This is a genomic window from Streptomyces sp. NPDC093064, from assembly GCF_044754605.1.
In the GTDB taxonomy this organism is placed as follows: domain Bacteria; phylum Actinomycetota; class Actinomycetes; order Streptomycetales; family Streptomycetaceae; genus Streptomyces.
Genome location: NZ_JBIVPK010000007.1, coordinates 15,218 through 37,669, shown reverse-complemented (window position 1 = coordinate 37,669; position 22,452 = coordinate 15,218). Strand labels below are relative to the sequence as shown.

Annotated in this window: 16 protein-coding genes and 1 tRNA gene; 7 read left to right on the top strand and 10 right to left on the bottom strand. The window is 70.5% G+C overall.

Annotation, left to right across the window (positions count from 1 at the left end; all coding sequences use genetic code 11):
• Nucleotides 1–12: 12 nt before the first annotated feature.
• Entirely contained in the window at nucleotides 13–1,401 is a 1,389-nt protein-coding gene (locus tag ACIQFZ_RS11075; protein WP_402691095.1) for a pyridoxal phosphate-dependent decarboxylase family protein, read from the top strand.
• Nucleotides 1,398–2,819 (top strand): lysine N(6)-hydroxylase/L-ornithine N(5)-oxygenase family protein, encoded by a 1,422-nt coding sequence (locus ACIQFZ_RS11070; protein WP_402691094.1) that lies wholly within the window; start codon nucleotides 1,398–1,400, stop codon nucleotides 2,817–2,819. The genes ACIQFZ_RS11075 and ACIQFZ_RS11070 overlap by 4 nt, the downstream gene beginning before the upstream one ends.
• 35 nt (nucleotides 2,820–2,854) lie before the next feature.
• Here ACIQFZ_RS11070 and ACIQFZ_RS11065 read toward each other — a convergent pair whose 3' ends face one another.
• Nucleotides 2,855–4,678: a bifunctional metallophosphatase/5'-nucleotidase gene (locus tag ACIQFZ_RS11065; protein WP_383056010.1), complete on the bottom strand. Its 1,824-nt coding sequence runs from the start codon at nucleotides 4,676–4,678 to the stop codon at nucleotides 2,855–2,857.
• 137 nt (nucleotides 4,679–4,815) lie between these two features.
• Between ACIQFZ_RS11065 and ACIQFZ_RS11060 the strand changes: the two genes are divergently transcribed.
• Nucleotides 4,816–5,535, top strand: coding sequence for an SIMPL domain-containing protein (locus ACIQFZ_RS11060; RefSeq protein ID WP_365775135.1), 720 nt, complete (start codon nucleotides 4,816–4,818; stop codon nucleotides 5,533–5,535).
• Between the two features lie 158 nt (nucleotides 5,536–5,693).
• Nucleotides 5,694–7,130, top strand: a complete 1,437-nt coding sequence (pyk, locus tag ACIQFZ_RS11055; RefSeq protein WP_365775134.1) for a pyruvate kinase — start codon at nucleotides 5,694–5,696, stop codon at nucleotides 7,128–7,130.
• 29 nt (nucleotides 7,131–7,159) lie between these two features.
• Here pyk and ACIQFZ_RS11050 read toward each other — a convergent pair.
• A tRNA-Leu gene (locus tag ACIQFZ_RS11050) sits at nucleotides 7,160–7,232 on the bottom strand.
• A 106-nt stretch (nucleotides 7,233–7,338) separates the two neighbouring features.
• Between ACIQFZ_RS11050 and ACIQFZ_RS11045 the strand changes: the two genes are divergently transcribed.
• Entirely contained in the window at nucleotides 7,339–8,010 is a 672-nt protein-coding gene (locus ACIQFZ_RS11045) for a response regulator (protein ID WP_365420559.1), read from the top strand.
• An 88-nt stretch (nucleotides 8,011–8,098) separates the two neighbouring features.
• Here the strand turns inward: ACIQFZ_RS11045 and ACIQFZ_RS11040 are convergent, their stop codons facing one another.
• From ACIQFZ_RS11040 to ACIQFZ_RS11005, 8 genes are all read right to left on the bottom strand, one after another.
• Entirely contained in the window at nucleotides 8,099–8,815 is a 717-nt protein-coding gene (locus ACIQFZ_RS11040) for an ABC transporter ATP-binding protein (RefSeq protein WP_365420561.1), read from the bottom strand.
• Nucleotides 8,812–9,747, bottom strand: coding sequence for an ABC transporter ATP-binding protein (locus tag ACIQFZ_RS11035; protein ID WP_365420564.1), 936 nt, complete (start codon nucleotides 9,745–9,747; stop codon nucleotides 8,812–8,814). Before ACIQFZ_RS11035 ends, ACIQFZ_RS11040 begins: the two co-directional genes overlap by 4 nt.
• A gap of 5 nt (nucleotides 9,748–9,752) precedes the next feature.
• The gene (locus ACIQFZ_RS11030) at nucleotides 9,753–11,582 is read right to left on the bottom strand and encodes an ABC transporter permease subunit (protein WP_365420567.1); all 1,830 of its coding nucleotides are present in this window, start codon (nucleotides 11,580–11,582) and stop codon (nucleotides 9,753–9,755) included.
• A 4-nt stretch (nucleotides 11,583–11,586) separates the two neighbouring features.
• On the bottom strand, nucleotides 11,587–12,519 hold the full coding sequence (locus ACIQFZ_RS11025; RefSeq protein ID WP_365420570.1) for a branched-chain amino acid ABC transporter permease: 933 nt from the start codon (nucleotides 12,517–12,519) through the stop codon (nucleotides 11,587–11,589).
• Between the two features lie 111 nt (nucleotides 12,520–12,630).
• Nucleotides 12,631–13,860, bottom strand: a complete 1,230-nt coding sequence (locus ACIQFZ_RS11020; protein WP_383056005.1) for a branched-chain amino acid ABC transporter substrate-binding protein — start codon at nucleotides 13,858–13,860, stop codon at nucleotides 12,631–12,633.
• A 287-nt stretch (nucleotides 13,861–14,147) separates the two neighbouring features.
• Nucleotides 14,148–14,780, bottom strand: coding sequence for a Tat pathway signal sequence domain protein (locus ACIQFZ_RS11015; protein ID WP_365431048.1), 633 nt, complete (start codon nucleotides 14,778–14,780; stop codon nucleotides 14,148–14,150).
• 601 nt (nucleotides 14,781–15,381) lie between these two features.
• On the bottom strand, nucleotides 15,382–15,867 hold the full coding sequence (locus ACIQFZ_RS11010; RefSeq protein ID WP_365431046.1) for a hotdog fold thioesterase: 486 nt from the start codon (nucleotides 15,865–15,867) through the stop codon (nucleotides 15,382–15,384).
• Nucleotides 15,868–15,950: 83 nt separating this feature from the next.
• Complete coding sequence (locus tag ACIQFZ_RS11005) at nucleotides 15,951–18,230, bottom strand: FdhF/YdeP family oxidoreductase (protein WP_402691093.1); 2,280 nt, start codon at nucleotides 18,228–18,230, stop codon at nucleotides 15,951–15,953.
• A 199-nt stretch (nucleotides 18,231–18,429) separates the two neighbouring features.
• Here ACIQFZ_RS11005 and polA point away from each other — a divergent pair, with 199 nt between their 5' ends.
• The gene (gene polA / locus ACIQFZ_RS11000) at nucleotides 18,430–21,156 is read left to right on the top strand and encodes a DNA polymerase I (protein WP_376651424.1); all 2,727 of its coding nucleotides are present in this window, start codon (nucleotides 18,430–18,432) and stop codon (nucleotides 21,154–21,156) included.
• A gap of 668 nt (nucleotides 21,157–21,824) precedes the next feature.
• Entirely contained in the window at nucleotides 21,825–22,211 is a 387-nt protein-coding gene (locus ACIQFZ_RS10995) for a hypothetical protein (protein WP_383056000.1), read from the top strand.
• Nucleotides 22,212–22,452 lie beyond the last annotated feature (241 nt).

Here is a 22,452-nt window from a genome sequence, read left to right as displayed (position 1 = left end):
GAGGACAGTCCCATGAGCACCCCGCCGCCCCCGGAGCACCCCGCCCGTCTCGCCTCCGGTCCCGACGGCCCGCACGCCCTGCGGCCCCTGCTCGACACCGTGCTCGACGCCCTCGACAGCGGCCGCCGCGCCCGCGGCGGCCCCCTGCCCGCGGGCGGGCCCGAGGCGGTCGCCGCCCGGCTGCGCGACGCCGTGGGCGAGGTCCTGCCCGAGCACGGCGACCCGGCCGCCCTGCGCGACCTCGTGCACGCCCTCGCCGAAGGCGCCGCCGACCCCGCCGACCCGCTGTGCGCGGCCCATCTGCACTGCCCACCGCTCGCCGTGGCCACCGCCGCCGACCTCGCCGTCAGCGCCCTCAACCCGTCCCTGGACTCCTGGGACCAGGCACCCGCCGCCTCCGAACTCGAAGCCCTCGTCACGCGGACGCTCGCCCGCGAGACCGGCCTCGCCGACTCCGTCGTCACCACCGGCGGCACCGAGTCCAACCAACTCGCCCTGCTGCTCGCCCGCGAGTCCTGCGGCGGCGGCCTCCGCCTGGTCTGCGGCGCCAACGCGCACCACTCCCTGCCCCGCGCCGCCTGGCTGCTCGGCCTGCCCGAACCCGTGGTCGTGCCCGCACCCTCCGGCACCCTCGACCCCGCCGCGCTGCACGGTGTCCTCACCGACCTCGGCGGACCGCGCGGCTCCCTCCTCGTGGCCGCCACCGCCGGCACCACCGACGCCGGCCTCATCGACCCCCTCCCGGAGATCGCCGGACTGTGCGCCGCCCACGGCGCCCGGCTGCACATCGACGCCGCCCACGGCGGGGGACTGCTGTTCAGCGAACGCCACCGGGACAAGCTGACCGGGCTCGAAGCCGCCCACACCGTCACCCTCGACCTGCACAAACTCGGCTGGCAGCCGGTCGCCGCCGGACTCCTCGCCGTCCGCCACCCCCGTGACCTCGCCGTCCTGCACCAGCGCGCCGACTACCTCAACGCGGGCGACGACACCGAGGCCGGCCTGCCCGACCTGCTCGGCCGCTCCCTGCGCACCACCCGCCGCCCCGACGTCCTCAAGATCGCCGTCACCCTCAAGGCCCTCGGCCGCCGCGGCCTCGGCGCCCTCGTCGACCAGGTCTGCGCCCGCGCCCGCGAGTTCGCCGACCTCATCCACGACCACCCCGGCTTCGAGCTCCACGACCGGCCCACCATCAGCACCGTCCTGTTCCGGCCCGCCGGCGCCACCGACGACGCCGTCGCCGCCGTACGCCGCCGACTCCTCACCGAAGGCCGTGCCGTCCTCGGCCGCGCCCGCCTCGACGACCGGCTCTGGCTCAAGGCCACCCTGCTCAACCCGGACACCCGGACCGAAGACCTGGCCGCCCTGCTGAAACTGGTGGAAGGAAGCACCCCCCGATGAACCATCCCGCACACCTCACTTCCCAGGCGCCCCGCGACCTGGTCGGCATCGGCATCGGGCCGTTCAATCTCTCCCTGGCCGCGCTCGCCCACCCTCTCACCGGTCTCGACACCGTCTTCTACGAGCGGCGCCCCCGTTTCCACTGGCACCCCGGCCTGCTCATCGACGGCTCCCGCGTCCAGGTGCCCTTCCTCGCCGACCTGGTCACCCTCGCCGACCCGGCCAGCGAGTGGTCCTTCCTCAACTACCTCAAGACCCGCGGCCGGCTCTTCCCCTTCTACTTCGCCGAGCGCTTCCACATCCAGCGCGCCGAGTACGACGCCTACTGCCGCTGGGTCTCCGAGAACCTGCCCTCGGTGCGCTACGGCCACCAGGTCGACGCCGTCCGCTGGAACCCCGAACTCGCGCTCTTCGAGGTCGACTTCACCCAGCTCGACGCCGACGGCGAGGCGGAGGCCGTCGGCCGTGTCCACACCCGCAACGTCGTCCTCGGCATCGGCACCGAACCCCATGTGCCCGCCCCGCTGAGGCCCCTCGCCGACGCCCCCGGCGTCCCCGTCATCCACGCCGCCGACTACCTCGACCACCGCGACACCCTGCTCGCGGCCGGCCACATCACCGTCGTCGGCTCCGGACAGTCCGGCGCCGAGGTCTTCCTCGACCTGCTGCGCCACCGCCGGGCCGGCGGCGAGCGGCTGCACTGGATCGGCCGCACCGAGGCCTTCGCCCCGATGGAATACTCCAAGCTCGGCCTGGAGCACTTCACCCCCGACTACATGCGCTACTTCCACGACCTGGCCGAACCCGTGCGCGACCGGCTCGTCGACGGCCAGTGGCAGCTCCACAAGGGCGTCGATGCCGACACCCTCGCCGCCATCCACGACGAGCTCTACCGCCGCACGCTGGACGGCGGCTGGCCCGACGCCGTCCTGACCCCCGGCATCCTGGTCCGCACCGCCGGCCGGGTCGCCGGTTCCCGGATCGAACTCCACCTCGAACACGTGCAGCAGGGCACCCGCACCCGCCTCACCACCGACGCCGTCGTCCTTGCCACCGGCTACCGCGAACGCCCCGTCACGCCCCTGCTCACCGGTCTCGACCTCTTTCTGCGCCGCGACGGCAAGGAACGTCTTTGTGTCGACGAGCAGTTCCGCCTCGCCCTCGACCCGGCCATCACCGCCACCGGCTGCCATGTCCACGTGCAGAACGCCGAACGCCACACCCACGGCGTCGGCGCCCCCGACCTGGGCCTCGCCGCCTGGCGCAGCGCCACCATCCTCAACGCGGTGACCGGGACACAGGCCTACCCGCTGCCCGCCCGTACCGCCTTCACCACCTTCGGCCTGGAACGGGGACGGCCCCAGATCCCGCCGTCCCGCCAGGTCAAGGCGCTGACGCCCCTGGCGGACGGGATCTGAGGCCGTCCTGCGAAGAAGGAAACCGGTCGAACCGATCAGAACACCGGCGTGCCGTTGCGCGTCAGCTTCCAGTCCAGCGACGCGAAGTCCTTCGGGTCGAGCACGCCCTTCGCCGTGACCCACTCAGCGATCCGGGTGCGGATCTCGGTCGACTCCGCCCACAGCTCCTTCGCCGAGGCCACGTGCGGGAACGCGCCACCGCCGTTGGCACGGTAGTTGTTCACCGCCATCACGAACTCCTGGGCGTCGTCCAGCGCCGCACCGTTGAACGTCAGGTTCTTGATCCGCGAACCGGCCGGCTGGGCGATGTCGATGTCGTACTGCAGCCCCGACACATAGTCGTAGTTGTAGTCCGGGCGGCCGCCCGCGTTCGTCAGCTTGTTCACGTCGACCGTCGCGCCGGCGGCCGTCTGCACGAAGTACTCCGCCGAGTACTCCAGGTACGCCCGCAGCTGGGCACCCGTCATCAACTTGGCGACCAGCGTGTTGTCGTACACGTACAGGCTCGACAGGTCCCGGATCGTCACCTTGCCGGCCGGGATCTCCGAGGTGCGCGAGAAGGGGGAGGCCTGCGAGACGACCGGCAGCGCGGCGTACTGCGTGCCCGCCAGCGCGGCCTTCACCACGTCCTCCTGCACCTTGTTGATCAGGTCGATGATCGGGGCGTCCTTGTAGCGGGCGTCGATGGTGGTGAGGGTCACCGTCGCCTGGCCGACCACCTGGTTGACGTACTTCACGACCTCCGCGTGCTGGTCCGACAGCAGCTTGGTGATCTTCGGGTCGTCCGCGACGGTGTTGGCGTTGCGCAGCGAGGCGGAGACCGACTCCACCTCCCACTGGCCCTTGACGAACACCAGCTCGATGTCGAAGAGGGAGAGCCGCTCGGCGTAGCACAGCGGCTCCGACAGCACGACCGTCTTGCCGGTCTTGTCGTTGACGACCTTCAGCTCCGCGATCTCCTTGTGCGCGTGGCCCACCAGGATCGCGTCGATGCCGGGCACCTGCCGGGCGATGTTCGCGGCGGCGTCCTCCACGTACGGCAGCTGGTCGCCGTACGACGAGGTGCCGGACGTGCCCGAGTGCGCCGAGACGATGACCACGTCCGCGCCCATCGAACGCAGCTTGGGCACCCACTTCGCGGCCTGCTCCTCAAGACCCGGGAAGTCCAACTTGCCCTGGACATAGGCCTTGTCCCAGATCGCGATGCCCGGGTTGGTCAGACCCAGCACGGCCACCGTCACCGGGGCGGCGCCCGGCGCGTGGAACTTCTTCATGAAGTACGGCGGGAAGGCCGGCTTCTGGGTCTTGTGGTCCACCGCGTTCGCGCCGAGCAGCGGGAAGTTGCACTGCTCCTCGAACTTGCGCAGCGTCTCGATGCCGTAGTTGAACTCGTGGTTGCCGAGCGCCACCGCGTCGTACCCGATGGCGTTCATGGCCTTGGCCATCGGGTGCACCGGACCGCGCTTTGCGGTGATCGGGTCGACCTTCGCGTAGTAGTACGTCAGCGGGGTGCCCTGAATCGTGTCACCGGCGTCCAGGAGCAGCGTGTTCTCACGGCCCTTCTCCTTGCGGACCTGGTCGACCAGCGTGGAGACCCGGGCCAGGCCCTGGGCGTTGCCCGCCGCGTCGCTGTACTCGCCGTCCTTGAAGTAGTCCCAGTTGAACACGTGCCCGTGCAGGTCGGTCGTGCCCATGACGGTGAGGGAGTAGCGCTTGCCCGGGTTCTCGGGCTTCTGGCCCGCCGCGGCGGAAGCGGCGGGCGCGGCCTGCGCCGCCGGAGCCGCCACGGCGCCGGCCAGCGCCACCCCCGCCCCGGTGGCGGCGGACTTCGAAAGGAACTTCCGGCGGTTCAACGGCATGTCTGGTTCTCCTCGTGAACAGGTCGATGACGCGCGTAGATTCTGGCGGCCCGCGACGAACCGCAACACCCCCGGAAGGTTGCGATCTGATGACCGGCGGGCGCGGAGAACCGGGCACTGGTGACAGAGTGGGACGTATGACCTCAGCCCCCGCACCGGAACCCGTCCCCGCCGTCCCCTACGGCACCCCCGACGCACCCCGGATCGCCGTCCGCGGTGAGGCACACCTCGAAGTCGACCCCGAGATCGCCCGTATCGACATCACCGTCACCGCCCGCGGCAAGGACCGCCGTTCCGCCCTGGACGACCTCACCCGGCGCAACGCCCGCGTCCTCGACCTCGTCAAGTCCTACGGCCAGGCGGTCGAACACCTGGAGACCGGCGCCTTCTCCATCGCCCCCGAACCGACCCGGCACGGCCGCGGCGAGCGCGTCCGCACGTACCACGGCGCCGTACGCCTCACCGCCGAACTCTCCGACTTCACCGCCCTCGGTGAACTCACCACCCGACTGGCCGACTTGGAACTCACCCGGGTGGACGGACCCTGGTGGTCGCTGCGCCCCGGCTCGCCGGCCCACCGGGAGGCACGCCGGCAGGCCGTGCAGGAGGCCGTCCAGCGGGCCAGGGAGTACGCCGAGGCGCTCGGCACCTCGCTCACCGCCCTCGTGGAGATCGCCGACATCGGAGTGGAGGGCGCCCCGCCCCGGCCGCAGGCCCCCGGACGGATGCGGGCGATGGCGGCCTACGGAGGTCCGGCGCCGCAGGACGAGGCCGCGCCCCTGGACCTCGAACCCGAGCGGCAGCACGTCCACGCGCAACTCGACGCGCGATTCACCATGGCACCGCCCAGACTGTGATTACGTCCGTTGCGTCTTCCGGTCCGCGAACGGGGCGAACGCTCGTCGGAGCGCCGTCCCGCACAGTTCAACAGTTGTCAATACTCCTTCATTCAAAGGTTGTTGAGTAGTCACGTCGTACCAATCGTCTACCCACTGGTAAGGCCTAGGCTCACATCATGCGCCGAGCAAAGATCGTTTGTACTCTGGGGCCCGCCACCGACACGTACGACCAGATCAAGGCACTGGTCGACGCCGGAATGGACGTCGCCCGATTCAACCTCAGCCACGGCGGCCACGCCGAACACGAGGAGCGCTACCGGCACGTACGCCGGGCCGCCGACGAGACCGGACGCAGCGTCGGAATACTCGCCGACCTTCAGGGTCCGAAGATCCGGCTCGGCCGCTTCCGCGAAGGACCCGTACTCCTCGAACGCGGCGACACCTTCACCATCACCGTCGAAGAGGGCGTCGAGGGCGACCGCCGCATCTGCGGCACCACCCACGCCGGCCTCGCCGAGGACGTCACGCCCGGCGAGCGCATCCTCGTCGACGACGGCAAGGTGGGCCTCGAGGTCACCGCCGTCCACGGCCCCCGCGTCCGTACCCGGGTGATCGAGGGCGGCGTGATCTCCGACCACAAGGGGCTCAATCTGCCGGGCGTCGCCGTCTCGGTCCCTGCCCTGTCCAAGAAGGACGAGGACGACCTGCGCTGGGCGCTGCGCACCGGCTTCGACGTCGTCGCGCTGTCCTTCGTCCGCAGTGGCCGGGACATCCTCGAGGTCCACCGCGTCATGGACGACGAGGGCCGCCGCCTCCCCGTCATCGCCAAGATCGAGAAGCCGCAGGCGGTGGAGGCCGTCGACGATATCGTGGCCGCCTTCGACGGCATCATGGTCGCCCGCGGCGACCTGGGCGTGGAAATGCCGCTGGAGCAGGTCCCCATCGTCCAGAAGCGCGCGATCAAGCTGGCCCGGCGGAACGCCAAACCGGTGATCGTCGCCACCCAGATGCTCGACTCGATGATCGGCAACTCCCGCCCGACCCGCGCGGAGGCCTCGGACGTGGCCAACGCGGTGCTCGACGGCACGGACGCGGTGATGCTGTCGGGCGAGACCAGTGTGGGCAAGCACCCGGTGGAGACGGTGCGGACGATGGCCCGCATCGTCGCTGCGGCCGAGGAGGACCTCCTCGCCAAGGGCCTGCCGCCGCTGACCGATCACAACAAGCCCCGCACCCAGGGCGGCGCCGTCGCCCGCGCGGCGGCGGAGATCGGCGACTTCCTCGGCGCCAGGTTCCTGGTCGCCTTCACGCAGTCGGGCGACACCGCCCGGCGGCTCTCCCGCTACCGCTCACCCATTCCGCTGCTGGCCTTCACCACGGAGCCGGCCACCCGTTCCCAACTCAGCGCCACCTGGGGTGTGGAGACGTTCCTGGGTCCGCGCGTCGACTCGACCGACGCCATGGTCGACCAGGTCGACGAACTGCTGCTGAGGTACGGCCGCTGCAAGAAGGGCGACGTGGTGGTGATCACAGCGGGCTCGCCCCCGGGGGTGCCGGGCTCGACGAACCTGGTCAGGGTTCACCACATCGGGGAGGACGACACTCCCAAGTAGAACTTGCGACCTTGGATTCGGAGGAAACGTACCCCGGGTCGGATTCGAACCGACGCTGGATGGTGTTTGAGACCATTGCCTCTACCGCTGGGCTACCGGGGCCCCCTTTGAAACAAAGATCGACGGTCACCCGCCGTCCCCCCACCTTACCGCAGCTGGGTACGCTCTTGGAGCAGTACCCGCCCGCCCCGGAACAAGGAGCGCCCCCGTGACCGCCGAGTCGCCCGAGCCCGTAGACGTGTCCGACGACGACAAGTCGCACGTGCCTCCGCTGACGACCCGCGTCGTCATCGCCGAGGACGAGGCGCTGATCCGGCTCGACCTCAAAGAGATGCTGGAGGAAGAGGGCTACCGGGTCGTCGGTGAGGCCGGGGACGGCGAGCGGGCTGTGGAGCTGGCCCGCGAGCACCACCCGGACCTGGTGATCCTCGATGTGAAGATGCCCAAGCTCGACGGCATCTCGGCGGCGGAGCGGATCGCCGAGGAGCGGATCGCGCCCGTTCTCATGCTCACCGCCTTCTCGCAGCGCGACCTGGTGGAGCGCGCCCGGGACGCCGGGGCGATGGCGTACCTGGTGAAGCCGTTCAGCAAGAGCGACGTCGTTCCCGCCATCGAGATGGCCGTCTCGAGGTTCACCGAGCTGAAGGAGCTGGAGAAGGAGGTCGCGGACCTCGCCCAGCGGCTGGAGACCCGCAAGCTGGTCGACCGCGCCAAGTCGATCCTTCAGACGGAGTACGGGCTGACCGAGCCGGCCGCCTTCCGCTGGATCCAGAAGACCTCGATGGACCGCCGCATGTCGATGCAGCAGGTCGCGGAGGCGGTCATCCAGGACAGCGAGGAGAAGAAGGCCGCGAAGGGCGCCAAGCCCGACAAGGACTGAGCCGGGCGGGCCGGTACCCGCAGGCAAGGGGCCCGCGTCCCCTCACGGGACGCGGGCCCCTTCTCGTTCCGGTGGTCACCGGGCGGGGTCAGTCCTCGCCCAGGTACGCCTTGCGGACCGATTCGTCGTGCAGCAGGTCCTGGCCGGTGCCGGACAGCACGATGTTGCCGACTTCCATGACGTGCCCCTGGTCGGCGAGGGAAAGCGCCGCCTGGGCGTTCTGCTCGACGAGCAGAATCGTCGTGCCCTGGGATTTCAGCTCGGCGATGGTCGCCATGATCTTCTGCATCATGATGGGGGAGAGACCCATCGACGGTTCGTCGAGCATGAGCAGCTTGGGCTGGGACATCAGGGCCCGGCCCATGGCCAGCATCTGCTGTTCGCCGCCGGACAGGGTGCCCGCCGCCTGCTTCCTGCGCTCCCCGAGGATGGGGAAGAGGTCGTAGGCCCGCTGGACGTCCTTCTCGATGCCCTGTTTGTCGCTGCGCAGGAACGCTCCGAGGAGGAGGTTGTCCTCGATGGTCATGCGGGGGAAGATGTGCCGCCCTTCGGGGGAGTGGGCGAGCCCCAGCGAGACGATCTGGTGGGCGGGGGTCTTCTTGAGGGACTTGCCGTTGAACCTGATCTGCCCGCCGACCGGCTTGAGCAGCCCGGAGAGGGTGCGCAGGGTGGTGGTCTTGCCGGCGCCGTTGGTGCCGATGAGGGTGACGATCTCGCCGGCATCGACGGTGAAGGAGATGCCCTTGACGGCCTGGATCTTGCCGTAGGCGACGCGGAGGTCCTCGACTTCGAGCAGTGCGGTCATCGGTCGTTCTCCTTGCCGGGCGCGGCGTCCTGCGGGGTGTCGGCCTCTGCCTGCGCCTCCGCCGCCTGGGCGTGTGCCTCGGCGCTCTCGACCTCGGCCACCTCCTCGTCACCGGGCGCGCCCTCGAAGGGCTCGCCGAGGTAGGCGGCGACGACGCGCTCGTCGCCCTGGACGGTGGCGCTGTCGCCTTCGATCAGCTTTTCGCCCTGGACGAGGACGGCGACGCGGTCGCAGAGGTTCATGATGAACCGCATGTCGTGCTCGATGACGAGGACGGCGATGCCCATGTCGCGGATGGCGAAGACCAGTTCCTCGGTGGCGCGGGTCTCCTGCGGGTTCATGCCGGCGGTCGGCTCGTCGAGGAGCAGCAGTCCGGGTTCGCTGGCCAGTGCCCGGGCGATCTCCAGCTTGCGCTGTTCGCCGTAGGGGAGGTTGCGCGAGAGGTGGTCCGCCTTGTGGGCGAGGCCCACGAACGCGAGGAGTTCCATGGCGCGGGCCTTGGAGGCGGCCTCGGCCCGGTGGAAGCCCGGGCCCCGCAGGACGGCGGACCAGAAGCCTTCCTTGGTGCGGGTGTGGCGGCCGACGAGCACGTTTTCCAGGACGGTCATGTTGGCGAAGAGCCGGATGTTCTGGAAGGTGCGGGCGATGCCTGCCGCGGTGACCTTGAAGGGCTTGGGCGGCAGGACCTCGCCTTTGTAGCGGACTTCGCCCTCGGTGGGGATGTAGAGGCCGGTGAGGCAGTTGAAGAACGTTGTCTTGCCGGCGCCGTTCGGGCCGATGAGGCCGACGATCTCGCCGCTGTTGACGGTGAGGTCGACTCCCCGTACGGCGGTGAGGCCGCCGAAGCGCATGGTGACGCCGCGGGCGTCCAGGACGGTGTTGCCGGAGGTGGTGGTCACCGGCGTGTCCTTGGCGGTGGTGTCGGTGGTCATGGTGGTCAGGCCCCCGTCTTGCTGAGGACTGTGGGCGCGTCGGCCTCGTCGTGGAATTCGAGCTGGCGGCGGCGGTTGGGGATGAGGCCCTCCGGCCGGAAGCGCATGAGCAGAACCAGCGCGAGTCCGAAGGCGAAGAGCTGGTAGTCGCCGAGGAACTGGAGCTTGTTCGGGATGAGGAAGAGCAGTGAGGCGCCGATGAGCGGTCCGGCGATGGTGCCCATGCCGCCGAGGACCACTGCGGCCAGCAGGAAGGCGGAGTTGGGCGGGGTGGAGCTGGCGAAGAGGTACTGCTCGGGGGTCACGGTGTAGGTGACGTGGGCCTGTACGGTGCCGGCGAGGCCGGCCAGGCAGGCGCCGACGGCGAAGGCGATGAGTTTGACCCGGAAGCCGTTGATGCCCATGGCCTGGGCCGCGGTTTCGTCCTCGCGGATGGCCACCCAGGCGCGTCCGATGCGGGAGTTGCCGCTGCGCCGGAAGACGAGGACGACGACGGCGGTGATGAGGAGCATCAGGAGGAAGTAGTTGGCGAAGCGGCCGATGCCGAATCCGGCGATGTCGTGCTGGCGGCCGAAGTCGAAGCCGAGGATGTTCAGGTTGGGGACGGACGCGACGCCGTTGGAGCCGTTGGTGAGGTCGGGTCCCGAGGTGCCGTCGAGGTTGTTGGCGGTGATGCGGAAGATCTCACCGAAGCCGAGAGTGACGATGGCGAGGTAGTCGCCGCGCAGCCGCAGGGTCGGGGCGCCGATGAGGACGCCGAAGACCAGGGAGGCGGCGGCGCCGACGAGGAGGGCGGCCCAGAACGGGAAGTGCACGTGGAAGGGGGAGGTGGGGGAGCCGGAGACCAGGGCCGCGGCGTAGGCGCCGACGCCGAGGAACGCGACGTATCCGAGGTCAAGGAGGCCGGCGAGGCCGACGACGATGTTCAGGCCGAGTGCGACGGTGGCGAAGATCAGGATGTAGACGCCGAGGGTGGCGTACTGGTCGTCGGTCTGGGTGAAGGGGAAGACGGCCGCCGCGATGAAGGCGCCGATGACGGTGATGTTCTGGTGCCGGCTGCTGATCTGGGAGGCGTGGGCGATGAGGCCCGACTTGCTGAGGGCGGCGAAGCCGAAACCGGCCATGATGAGGAAGCCGATGAACAGTTCGTCGTATTCGGTGCCGATGCCGTAGGTGAAGACGGTCAGGCCCAGTCCGAGGATGGCGACGATGATGAGGATCTCGGCGTAGGACGGCAACGTGCCCACGGGGCGGGGGGTGCCGGTCGCGAAGTTCGCCTTGACGATCTCCCGAAGGTGGGCCACCTGGTGTTTGAAGTGTTCCCAGCCGCTGTCGTCGGGGTCGATCGGGTCCGGTTCGGGGCGCTCGAAGGGCAGGGCCAGGGCGCCGATGAGGGCGGCGAGGCTGCTGACGGCGACGATGTAGCCGCCGGGTTCGAGGTTGACGGCGCCGCCGAGTTTGACGCTGATGGCGATGACCGTGTACAGCGCGGTGCAGCAGGTGGCCAGCGCGGCGAACTTGATGGCCGCGTCGGCGCCTGCGGGGGCGAGCCAGCGCAGACCCTTGACGCCGTAGGAGGAGAGCGCGAACAGGGTGGTGAGGACGGCGCCGATGAGGACGAGGACCTGCAGGCCGCCGGGGTAGCCGTAGACGGTGAGGTCGCCGGGGAACTCGGAGGTCCAGGTCCAGGCCATGAAGGTGGCGGCGAGGGTGAGGACGCCTCCGCCGGTGGCGAGGGCGCGGCCGATGTGTTCCGGTATCGGGACGAGGCCGGTGCGGGTGCCGTCGGCGGTGGGGGCGCTGGGGGTCTCGGGAGCTGTGGTCTGTGTGGTCACGGTGTCACGCCCTGTCCGCGACGCGCTCGCCGAGCAGGCCCTGGGGCCGGAAGAGGAGCACGAGGATGAGGAGTACGAACGCCCAGACGTCTGCCCAGGTGTTGCTGCCGAACTTGTCCATGCCGGGGATGTCGGCGATGTAGGCGGTGGCGAGGGTCTCGGCGACGCCGAGGACGACGCCGCCGATCATGGCGCCGTAGATGTTGCCGATGCCGCCGAGTACGGCCGCGGTGAAGGCCTTGAGACCGAGGAGGAAGCCCATGCGGAACTCGATCTGGCCGTATTTGAGGCCGTAGGCGACACCACCGACGGCGGCGAAGGCGGCGCCGAGGGCGAAGGCGATCACGATGATGCGGTCGGTGTTGACGCCCATCAGCTTGGCGGTGTCCGGGTCCTGCGCGGTGGCCTGCATGCCTCGTCCGGTGCGGGTCTTCATGACGAAGTAGCCGAGGATGGCCATGCTGAGCGGCGCGGCGATGAGCAGGAAGATGTCACCGGTCTGGATGGTGACGCTGCCGATGTCGAAGGGGCCGCCGTCGATCTGGGGGAAGGTGCGGGCGGACTTGGCCTCGGGGAACCAGGCCCAGACGGCCTGCTGCAGGGCCAGGGAGAGTCCGATGGCGGTGATCAGGGGCGCCAGGCGTGGCGCGCCGCGCAGGGGCCGGTAGGCGAATCGTTCCGCTCCGACCGCGACGAGGACGGCGACGATGATGGCGCCCATCAGCATCAGTGGCAGGGCGACCCACATCGAGGTGCCCTCAGGCAGCACCCACAGATAGACGGAGAGGGCGCCGAAGGCCCCCGTCATGAAGATCTCGCCGTGGGCGAAGTTGATGAGCTGGACGATGCCGTAGACCATTGTGTAGCCGATGGCGACCAGGCCGTACATGGATCCCAGGAGCAGGCCGTTGACCAGCTGCTGCGGCAGTTCGTTCACCGCATGTCCTCCGAGACTTTCGGATGTTTGACGAATGGGGCCGGATGTGAGTGCGCGCGGGGCGCCAGTGGAACAGCGCCCCGCGCGACTGGTGAGCGGTGCTGGTGCGGCTCAGCCCGTGAAGGTGCCGGAGTGGACCGACGTCCACGCGCCGTCCTTGACGGCGTACACGGTGATCTGCTTGTTGGTGGCGTCGCCGAACTCGTCGAAGGAGACCTTGCCGGTCACACCGTCGAAGGAGACGTTCTGGGTGGCCGCGGTGACCTTGGCGCGGGCGTCGTCGGGCAGCTTGCCGCCGTTGTCGTCGACGACCTTCTTGACGGCCTCGATGATCGCCCAGGCGGAGTCGTAGGAGTAGCCGCCGTAGGCGGAGTACTCCTCCTTGTAGCCCGCGGCCTTGTAGTCGGCCATGAACTGCTTGGCGGAGTCGAGTTCCTCGACCGGCGCGCCGACGGAGGTGGACAGGTCACCGCCGCTGTCGGAGCCGGCCAGCTTGATGAACTCGTCGTCCTTGATGCCGTCGCCGCCGATGAGCGGGATCTTGGCGCCGGCGGCCTTGATCTGCTTGCTGAGCGGGCCGGCCTGCGGGTACTCGCCGCCGTAGTAGACGACGTCGGCGCCGGAGTTCTTCACCTTGGTGGCGACCGCGGAGTAGTCCTTGGACTCGGGGTTGATGTGCTCGGTGCCGACGACCTTGCCGCCGAGCTTCTTGAACTCCTCGGTGAAGGTGCCGGCCAGGCCGGCACCGTAGGTCTTCTTGTCGTCGATGACGAAGACCTTGGTCTTCTTGGCGGTGTTGTAGAGGTACTGCGCGGCGAACGGGCCCTGGACGGCGTCCGTGGTCGCGGTGCGGAAGTACGACTTGTACTGGCGGACCTTCTTGTTCTGCCAGTCCGCGCCCTGGGTGAGGGAGATGCCGGTGTTGGCGGGGGAGATCTCGACGAGCTGGGCGTCGTCGAAGACCTTCTGCATGGACTCGGCGACGGACGAGTTCAGGGGGCCGACGACGCCGAGGACGGACTTGTCCGCGACGAACTTGACGGCGTTCTGCTGGCCCACGGAGGGCTGAATCTGGTCGTCGAGGGCTTGGACCTTGAAGGTGACGCCCTTGACGAGCTTCTGCTTGTTGGCCGTCTTGGCCGCGAGGTCGGCGGAGTTCTTGATGCCGAGGCCCATTGCGGACAGGCCGCCGGTCAGCGGCGCGTCGACGCCGATGGTGACGATGGTGTCACCGTTGCCGGAGTCCGAACCCTTGTCGCCGCCGCGCGAGCCGCAGGCGGTGAGGGTGAGTGCTCCCGCCGCCAGCGCGGCGGTGATGGCGATGAGCGAACGTTGACGCACGATCAGTCCTTTCCCTGGCACGGCCCCTCCCCCCTGGAAGAGGTCGAGTCGAGCGCGGAGTCGAAGAGGTAATCCGACGCGCCGTGACTGGCGGTGACTCTAGGCGTGCGCAGGGAATGTCGAGGAGGGCTTGGCCAAGGCTGTGACGCTCTTGTTATGACACGACGTATTGCGGAGCGGTACACGGAGGGTCGAACAGCGGAATTCAGGCCGAATTGCCCGGTCCGGATTCTGAGAACTCGCAGGACGCGCGGCGCTGCGTTCAGGCGTCTCGCCAGTTTTGGTGATTACAACGAACCGTTGCCGCAGGCGACTTGCAGGGCCTGGGAGAGGCTCTGCGCATAGCGTGACCCGAGGATGAAACTGTGCACCTGGATTGCGCGCTTATTACGCAGCGTCACGTCCAGGAATGGGAGTCCGGCGTTCCTCGGCGCTTTTCCGCATTCCTTCACATGCATGGTGATCACAACTTTCTGGGCGGATCCCGCTCTTGTGTGAAACGGGGTGCGGGGCTCGGAGGTGAGGGAAAGTCCCGCGTACGGCTGGGTGATGCCGGTGACGGTCACGGGTGGGCCGGACTGCACGCTGACCAGCACCGCGAAGCTGAATGTCCTGGTTTCGGCGTCCCCGGGCGCGGCGACCGCGTCGAGGTAGGACACGTCGGTCACCAGGGAGGGGTAGGGCGGCGCCGGGGGGTGCGGCCGGGGCTGCGCCGTGTCCTGACGGGTGGTGAACAGGTAGCCGCCGCCCGCGAGGAGAAGGGCGAGCGTCAGGGCCGTGAGGGCGGCACGGCGGTGCCGCTGGTACAGCCGCGCGAGAGAGCTGCGCGCGAGGCCGTCGGCGCGGGGTGGGGCGTCCGGGTCGGGCGTGCCCCACGCGCGCGTGCCCTCGCCCGGTTCGAGCGGCCCGACGCCGTTCACGGCAACGGCCTGCTGCCGGACGTGCCGACTTGGTGCCGGCCGGTGCGGTCTCCTTGGGGGTGGCGGCGAGTCAGATCGCCGATGAGGCAAGCGGCTTGGCGCTTCCCCTCGGGGCCCGACCCGTGCGGGGCGAGTCGGGGTGGTGCCGGGGGCGGGGCGCCGTGTCCGGGTGGGATCCGGGGTGGTGTTGGGGTGCCGGTGCCGTGTCCGGGCGGGATCCGGGGTGGTGTTGGGGGCGCGGTGCCGTGTCCGGCGGGTGTGGGCTCGGCGTGGGCAGGTCCGGTAGGTGTGGGCCTGGTGGGTGTGGGTTCGGCGTGGGTGGGCCCGGTGGGTGTGGACTTGGCGTGGGCAGGCCTCGCGGGCGTGGGTTCGGCGGGTGTGGGCTTGGCGTGGGCAGGCCTGGCCGGGGTGGGTCCGGCGGGCGTGGGCCCGCCGGGCGTCCGCCCGTCCGGGGTGGTCGCCGACGCGGTTGGCAGGGGCGGCAGTTGGGGGCGGAACGGGCTCGACCGCGCCCCCGGCCGGGGGGCTCCTCCCGTTGTCATGCCAAGAAGCTAGGCGGCCCGGTGTCCGGGGGCAACGGTGGAGGAGGTGCCTCCGCGGCTCAGCCGGCTGCGCCGGCGGGGCCGTCGCCCGGCTTCGCGTCGCGCAGCAGGCAGGTCAGGCGGGCGCTGCACACCCGCCGACCCTCCTCGTCGCTGATCACGACCTCGTACGTCGCCGTCGAGCGTCCCCGGTGGACGGGTGTGGCCACGCCGGTGACCAGACCGGAGCGCGCCCCGCGGTGATGGGTGCAGTTCAGGTCGACACCGACCGCGATCTTGGAGCTGCCGCCGTGCAGCATCGCACCCACCGAGCCGAGGGTCTCGGCGAGGACGGCGGAGGCGCCGCCGTGCAGCAGCCCGTAGGGCTGGGTGTTGCCCTCCACCGGCATGGTGCCGACGACGCGCTCGGCGGACGCCTCCAGGATCTGCACGCCCATGCGGGTGCCGAGGTGTCCGGCGGAGAAGAGGGCGGGCAGGTCGATGCCGAGCGCGGCGTACTCGTCGAGGACTTCCTGCGGGAACTTCACGTTCTGCTGCTCGCCCATGGGGTCCGGCTCCGTTCGTCCTTGATCGGCTCGGCGTCGACCGGTTCGGCGTCGATCGGCCGCCGCATTCACTGAGCGAACGCTCAGTCGGCCGCCGATTGTTCCAGACGCACCACGACGGACTTGCTGGCCGGGGTGTTGCTGGTATCGGCGGTGGCGTCCAGCGGCACCAGCACGTTGGTCTCCGGGTAGTACGACGCGGCACAGCCCCGGGCCGTCGGATAGTGCACGACCCGGAAGCCCGGCGCCCGCCGCTCCACGCCGTCCTTCCACTCGCCGACCAGGTCCACGTACGACCCGTCGGCCACTCCCAGCGTCCGCGCGTCCTCCGGGTTGACCAGCACCACCCGCCGGCCGTTCTTGATCCCCCGGTAGCGGTCGTCGAGGCCGTACACCGTGGTGTTGTACTGGTCGTGCGAGCGCAGCGTCTGCAACAGCAGCCGCCCCTCAGGCAGTTCGGGGTACTCCACCGGCGCGGCGGTGAAGTTGGCCTTGCCGGTGGCCGTCGGGAAGCGGCGCTCGTCGCGCGGGGCGTGCGGCAGCGCGAAGCCGCCGGGGTGGGCCACGCGCGCGTTGAAGTCCTCGAAGCCGGGGACGACCCGGGCGATCCGGTCGCGGATCGCGGCGTAGTCCCTCTCGAACTCCTCCCACGGCACCACGGTCTTCTCGCCCAGCACCCGGCGGGCCAGCCCGCACACGATGGCCGGCTCGGACTTCAGCTGCACGCCCGCGGGCCGCAGCCGGCCCCGGGAGGCGTGCACCATGCCCATGGAGTCCTCGACGGTGACGAACTGCTCGCCGCCGTCCTGCACGTCCCGCTCGGTGCGGCCGAGGGTGGGCAGGATCAGCGCACGCGCGCCCGTGACCACGTGGGAGCGGTTGAGCTTGGTCGACACGTGCACCGTCAGCCGGGCCCGGCGCATCGCGGCCTCGGTGACGTCGGTGTCGGGGGAGGCGGAGACGAAGTTGCCGCCCATGGCGAAGAACACCTTCGCCTCGCCGTCGCGCAGGGCGCGGATGGCCCGTACGACGTCGTAGCCGTGCTCGCGCGGCGGCGCGAAGCCGAACTCCTTCTCCAGGGCGTCCAGGAAGTCGTGGTCGGGGCGCTCGAAGATGCCCATCGTGCGGTCGCCCTGCACGTTGGAGTGGCCGCGCACCGGGCACACGCCCGCGCCCGGGCGGCCGATGTTGCCGCGCAGCAGCAGGAAGTTGACCACCTCGCGGATGGTCGGCACCGAGTGCTTGTGCTGGGTCAGGCCCATCGCCCAGCACACGATGGTGCGCTGGGAGGCGAGGACCATCTCCAGCGCGCGGTCGATCTCCGCGCGCGTGAGCCCGGTCGCGGTGAGTGTCTCGTCCCAGTCGGCGGCGCGGGCGGCCTTCGCGAACTCCTCGTAGCCATGGGTGTGTTCGCGGACGAACTGCTCGTCCACCGCACCCTCGGCGTCGAGGATCAGCTTGTTGAGGAGGCGGAAGAGGGCCTGGTCGCCGCCGATGCGGATCTGGAGGAACAGATCGGTGAGCGCGGCGCCCTTGAGCATGCCCTGCGGGGTCTGCGGGTTCTTGAACCGCTCCAGACCAGCCTCGGGCAGCGGATTGACGCTGATGATCTTCGCGCCGCCCGCCTTGGCCTTCTCCAGGGCGGAGAGCATACGGGGGTGGTTCGTCCCCGGGTTCTGCCCGGCGACGATGATCAGGTCGGCCTTGTAGAGGTCCTCCAGGAGCACACTGCCCTTGCCGATCCCGATCGTCTCCGACAGGGCCGAGCCGGAGGACTCGTGGCACATGTTGGAGCAGTCGGGCAGGTTGTTGGTGCCCAGCTCGCGCGCGAAGAGCTGGTAGAGGAACGCGGCCTCGTTGCTGGTGCGGCCGGAGGTGTAGAAGAGGGCCTCGTCGGGGGAGCCGAGGGCGGCGATCTCCTCGGCGACGATGTCGAAGGCGCGCTCCCAGGTGACCGGTTCGTAGTGATCGGCACCCTCGGGCAGGTACATGGGGTGCGTGAGCCGCCCCTGCTGGCCCAGCCAGTACCCGCTCCGGTCCGCCAGATCGGACACGGGGTGCGCGGCGAAGAACTCCGGGGTGACCCGGCGCAGGGTGGCCTCCTCGGCGACCGCCTTTGCGCCGTTCTCGCAGAACTCCGCCGTGTGCCGGTGCTCCGGCTCCGGCCAGGCACAGCCCGGGCAGTCGAAGCCGTCCTTCTGGTTGACCCGCAGCAGGGTCAGCGCGGTGCGCCTCACCCCCATCTGCTGCTGGGCGATCCGCAGCGTGTGCCCGATGGCCGGCAGCCCGGCCGCCGCGTGCTGCGGCTCGGCTACCTGCGGCGCGTCCTGAACCGGATCACCCATGGGCGGCTTCGTGGCCATCGCACGCTCTCCTTCGACTGCGGTGTGTGAAGAACGTCTCCGATCCTCGCACGGCCCCCTTGCAGGGCTTACGGCCGGGGACGCCGAGCGCGAAGGCCCCGCGCGCAGGCCGGGCCGGCCGGACCGGGTGGCCTGGCCCGCGGCCGCGGAGGCGGAGGGCGGACCCCGGCTGTCAGTGGCACGTGGCAGGATCGGGGACGTGGCAGAGACAGCATCGAAGAAGACCGACACCACCCCCGGCGGCGCCCGGCCGCGGCTGATGCTCATGGACGGGCACTCGCTGGCCTACCGCGCGTTCTTCGCGCTGCCCGCGGAGAACTTCACGACCGCGACGGGCCAGCCGACGAACGCCATCTACGGCTTCGCGTCGATGCTGGCCAACACCCTGCGTGACGAGGAGCCGACGCACTTCGCGGTCGCCTTCGACGTCTCCCGCAAGACCTGGCGCTCCGCGGAGTTCACCGAGTACAAGGCGAACCGCTCCAAGACCCCGGACGAGTTCAAGGGCCAGGTCGAGCTGATCGGCGAACTGCTCGACGCGATGAACGCCTCCCGCTTCGCCGTCGACGGGTACGAGGCGGACGACGTGATCGCCACCCTCGCCACCCAGGCCGAGGCCGAGGGCTTCGAGGTGCTGATCGTCACCGGCGACCGCGACTCCTTCCAGCTGGTCTCCGAGCACACGACGGTGCTCTACCCCACCAAGGGCGTCTCCGAGCTGACCCGGTTCACCCCGGAGAAGGTGATCGAGAAGTACGGACTGACGCCGGCCCAGTACCCGGACTTCGCGGCGCTGCGAGGCGACCCGTCGGACAACCTGCCGGGCATCCCCGGCGTCGGTGAGAAGACGGCGGCGAAGTGGATCAACCAGTTCGGTTCGTTCGCCCAGCTCGTGGAGCGGGTCGAGGAGGTCAAGGGCAAGGCCGGCCAGAACCTGCGCGACCACCTGGAGTCCGTCAAGCTCAACCGTCGGCTCACCGAGCTGGAGCGGAGCGTGGAGCTGCCCAAGGCGGTCACCGACCTCGCCCGTACGCCGTACGACCGCAAGGCCGTCGCGATGGTCCTGGACACCCTGGAGATCCGCAACCCCTCCCTGCGCGAGCGGCTCTTCGCCGTGGACCCGGGCGCCGAGGAGGCCGACACCACCCCGATCACGACGGACGGGGTGCAGCTGGACGGCACCGTGCTCGGCACCGGCGAGCTGGCCGGCTGGCTCGCCGAGCACGGCACGCAGGTCCTCGGTGTCGCCACCGTCGACACCTGGGCGCTGGGCGCCGGCTCGGTCGCCGAGATCGCGCTCGCCGCCCCCGGGGGAGCGGCCGCCTGGTTCGACCCGTCGCAGTTGGACGAGGCGGACGAGAGCGCGTTCGCGGCCTGGCTGGCCGACGCGGACCGGCCCAAGGTCTTCCACAACGCCAAGGGCGCCATGCGGGTCTTCGCCGAGCACGGCTGGACCATCGAGGGCGCCACCATGGACACTGCGCTCGCCGCCTACCTGGTCAAGCCGGGCCGCCGCTCCTTCGACCTGGACGCGCTGTCCCTGGAGTACCTGCACCGGGAGCTGGCCCCCGCCGCCGCGGCCGACGGTCAGCTCGCCTTCGGCGCGGACGAGGGCGCCGAGGCCGAGGCCCTGATGATCCAGGCCCGGGCCGTCCTCGACTTGGGCGAGGCCTTCGAGGCGCGCCTTCCGGAGGTCGGCGCGGCGGACCTGCTGCGCGACGTGGAACTGCCGACGTCCGTGTTGCTGGCCCGCATGGAGCGGCACGGCATCGCGGCGGACCGCTCCCACCTCGAGGCGATGGAGCAGACGTTCGCGGGGGCGGTGCAGCAGGCCGTGAAGGAGGCGCACGCGGCGGCCGGGCACGAGTTCAACCTCGGCTCGCCCAAGCAGCTCCAGGAAGTCCTCTTCGGCGAACTCGCCCTGCCGAAGACGAAGAAGACGAAGACGGGCTACACCACCGACGCCGACGCCCTGGCATGGCTGGCCACTCAGACGGACAACGAGCTGCCGGTCGTCATGCTCCGCCACCGCGAGCAGGCGAAGCTGCGCGTCACCGTCGAGGGCCTGATCAAGACGATCGCGGCCGACGGCCGGATCCACACCACGTTCAACCAGACGGTCGCCGCGACCGGCCGTCTGTCGTCGACGGACCCGAACCTTCAGAACATCCCCGTCCGCACCGACGAGGGCCGGGCCATCCGGCGCGGCTTCGTGGTCGGCGAGGGCTTCGAGTCGCTGATGACGGCTGACTACAGCCAGATCGAGCTGCGTGTGATGGCCCACCTGTCCGAGGACGCGGGCCTGATCGAGGCGTTCACCTCCGGCGAGGACCTGCACACCACAGCGGCCTCGCAGGTCTTCGGCGTCGACCGCTCGGCGGTGGACGCGGAGATGCGGCGCAAGATCAAGGCGATGTCCTACGGCCTGGCCTACGGGCTGTCGGCCTTCGGCCTCTCCCAGCAGCTGAACATCGAGGCGGCCGAGGCGCGCGGCCTGATGGACGCGTACTTCGAGCGCTTCGGCGGCGTACGGGACTATCTGCGCCGCGTGGTCGAAGAGGCGCGGGCGACCGGCTACACCGAGACCCTCTTCGGCCGCCGCCGCTATCTGCCCGACCTCAACAGCGACAACCGCCAGCGCCGCGAGATGGCCGAGCGCATGGCCCTCAACGCGCCGATCCAGGGCACGGCGGCCGACATCGTCAAGATCGCCATGCTGCACGTGGACCGCGCCCTGCGCGAGGCGGGCCTCGCCTCCCGCATGCTCCTCCAGGTCCACGACGAAATCGTCCTGGAGATCGCCCCCGGCGAACGGGAGACCGTGGAGCAGATCGTCCGCCACGAGATGGCCGGCGCGGTACAGCTCAGGGCCCCCCTGGACGTCTCGGTCGGCGTCGGCCCGGACTGGGAGTCGGCGGCGCACTAGCCTGCGGCGACGGGGGTGTCTGGGTGCCCCGGCCCCTCCGCGACGCCGGCTCGGCGCGTCATGCCTTTCGCAGCGGTCCCGCAGCGCGGCCTGCTGGGGCGTACGGCGCACTGTTCGGCGCGGAAGGCTCGCCGGCTCGCGGTGGAGCGGCCGGGGCGTCTGGGCGCCTCCGAGCCCCCACGACGGTGACTCGGAGGCGGTCGTGCCTCTCGTGCGCGGCCTGCGGGGGCGTACCGCCCGGCTCGGGGGGCCCGGGTGTCGCTGTGCCCCGTGACGGTGGTTCGGCCTGCCGTGCCTTGTGCGGCGGTTCCGCAGCGCCGCCCGCGCGGGCGGCTGCTGCCCGGCTCGGAAGCCCTGCCGCCACGGGCGGGGCACGGCGCGGTCCTCCTGGTGGGCATCCTGCCCCGGAGCCGGAGCCGGAGCCGGAGCCGGAGCCGGAGCCGGAGCCGGAGCCGGAGCCGGAGCCGGAGCCGGAGCCGGAGCCGGAGCCGGAGCCGGAGCCCCGTGCGTTCCATGTGCACCGCGCGCCGGTCGTTGGGGGCGGCTTCGGGTGCTTTGGCGCGCTCACGGCGGGGGGTTCCCTCCCGTGGCGCACATGCGGCAGGGCTCGTCACTCACGTGGACCCCGCGGAGGCGCAGCCGTGCGCCGTGGCCGACAGGATGCGGGCATGGGTATACGCATGCTCAACCGCCGACCGGCGGTGATACGGGCGGACATGGGCGAGGTTCCCGCAGGGCCACCTCCGTCGGTCCGGCCCGTCGCGGCCGACGCCAGCACGGCTCGCGTTCCCGCGGATCTGACGGCCACCCTGCGCCGTGCCGCGAGCGGACTCCGGGACCGGTGCGGCCCCGGCGATCCCGTCCTCGGGGAGACACCCCCCTGGTGCTTGTGGGCGGACACCGCGCGCGGCTACCTCGCGCTGTTCCTCTCCCCGCTGCACCGACCTCGCCCCGTGCGCAGCGTCACCGTCTTCGTCGCGACGGTGACCAGCACCGGCGACCGGCCGGGCGGCCCGCCCGCACACCGCCCCCGCCAGGACCGCCGAAACCACTGAGACCGACCGAACCGGCCTCGAATGACGGGACCGGCTGACCCGCGGACGCTGAACCGCTCCCACCGCCACGACCGCCAGAGGCACCCGCACCCGCACAGTCCCCCTCATGGCTGGAGCCGATCGATCCGTCCGGCCCCGTCACACCCTTCGTCGCGACGGTGACCAGCACCGGCGACCGGCCGGGCGGCCCGCCCGCACACCGCCCCCGCCAGGACCGCCGAAACCACTGAGACCGACCGAA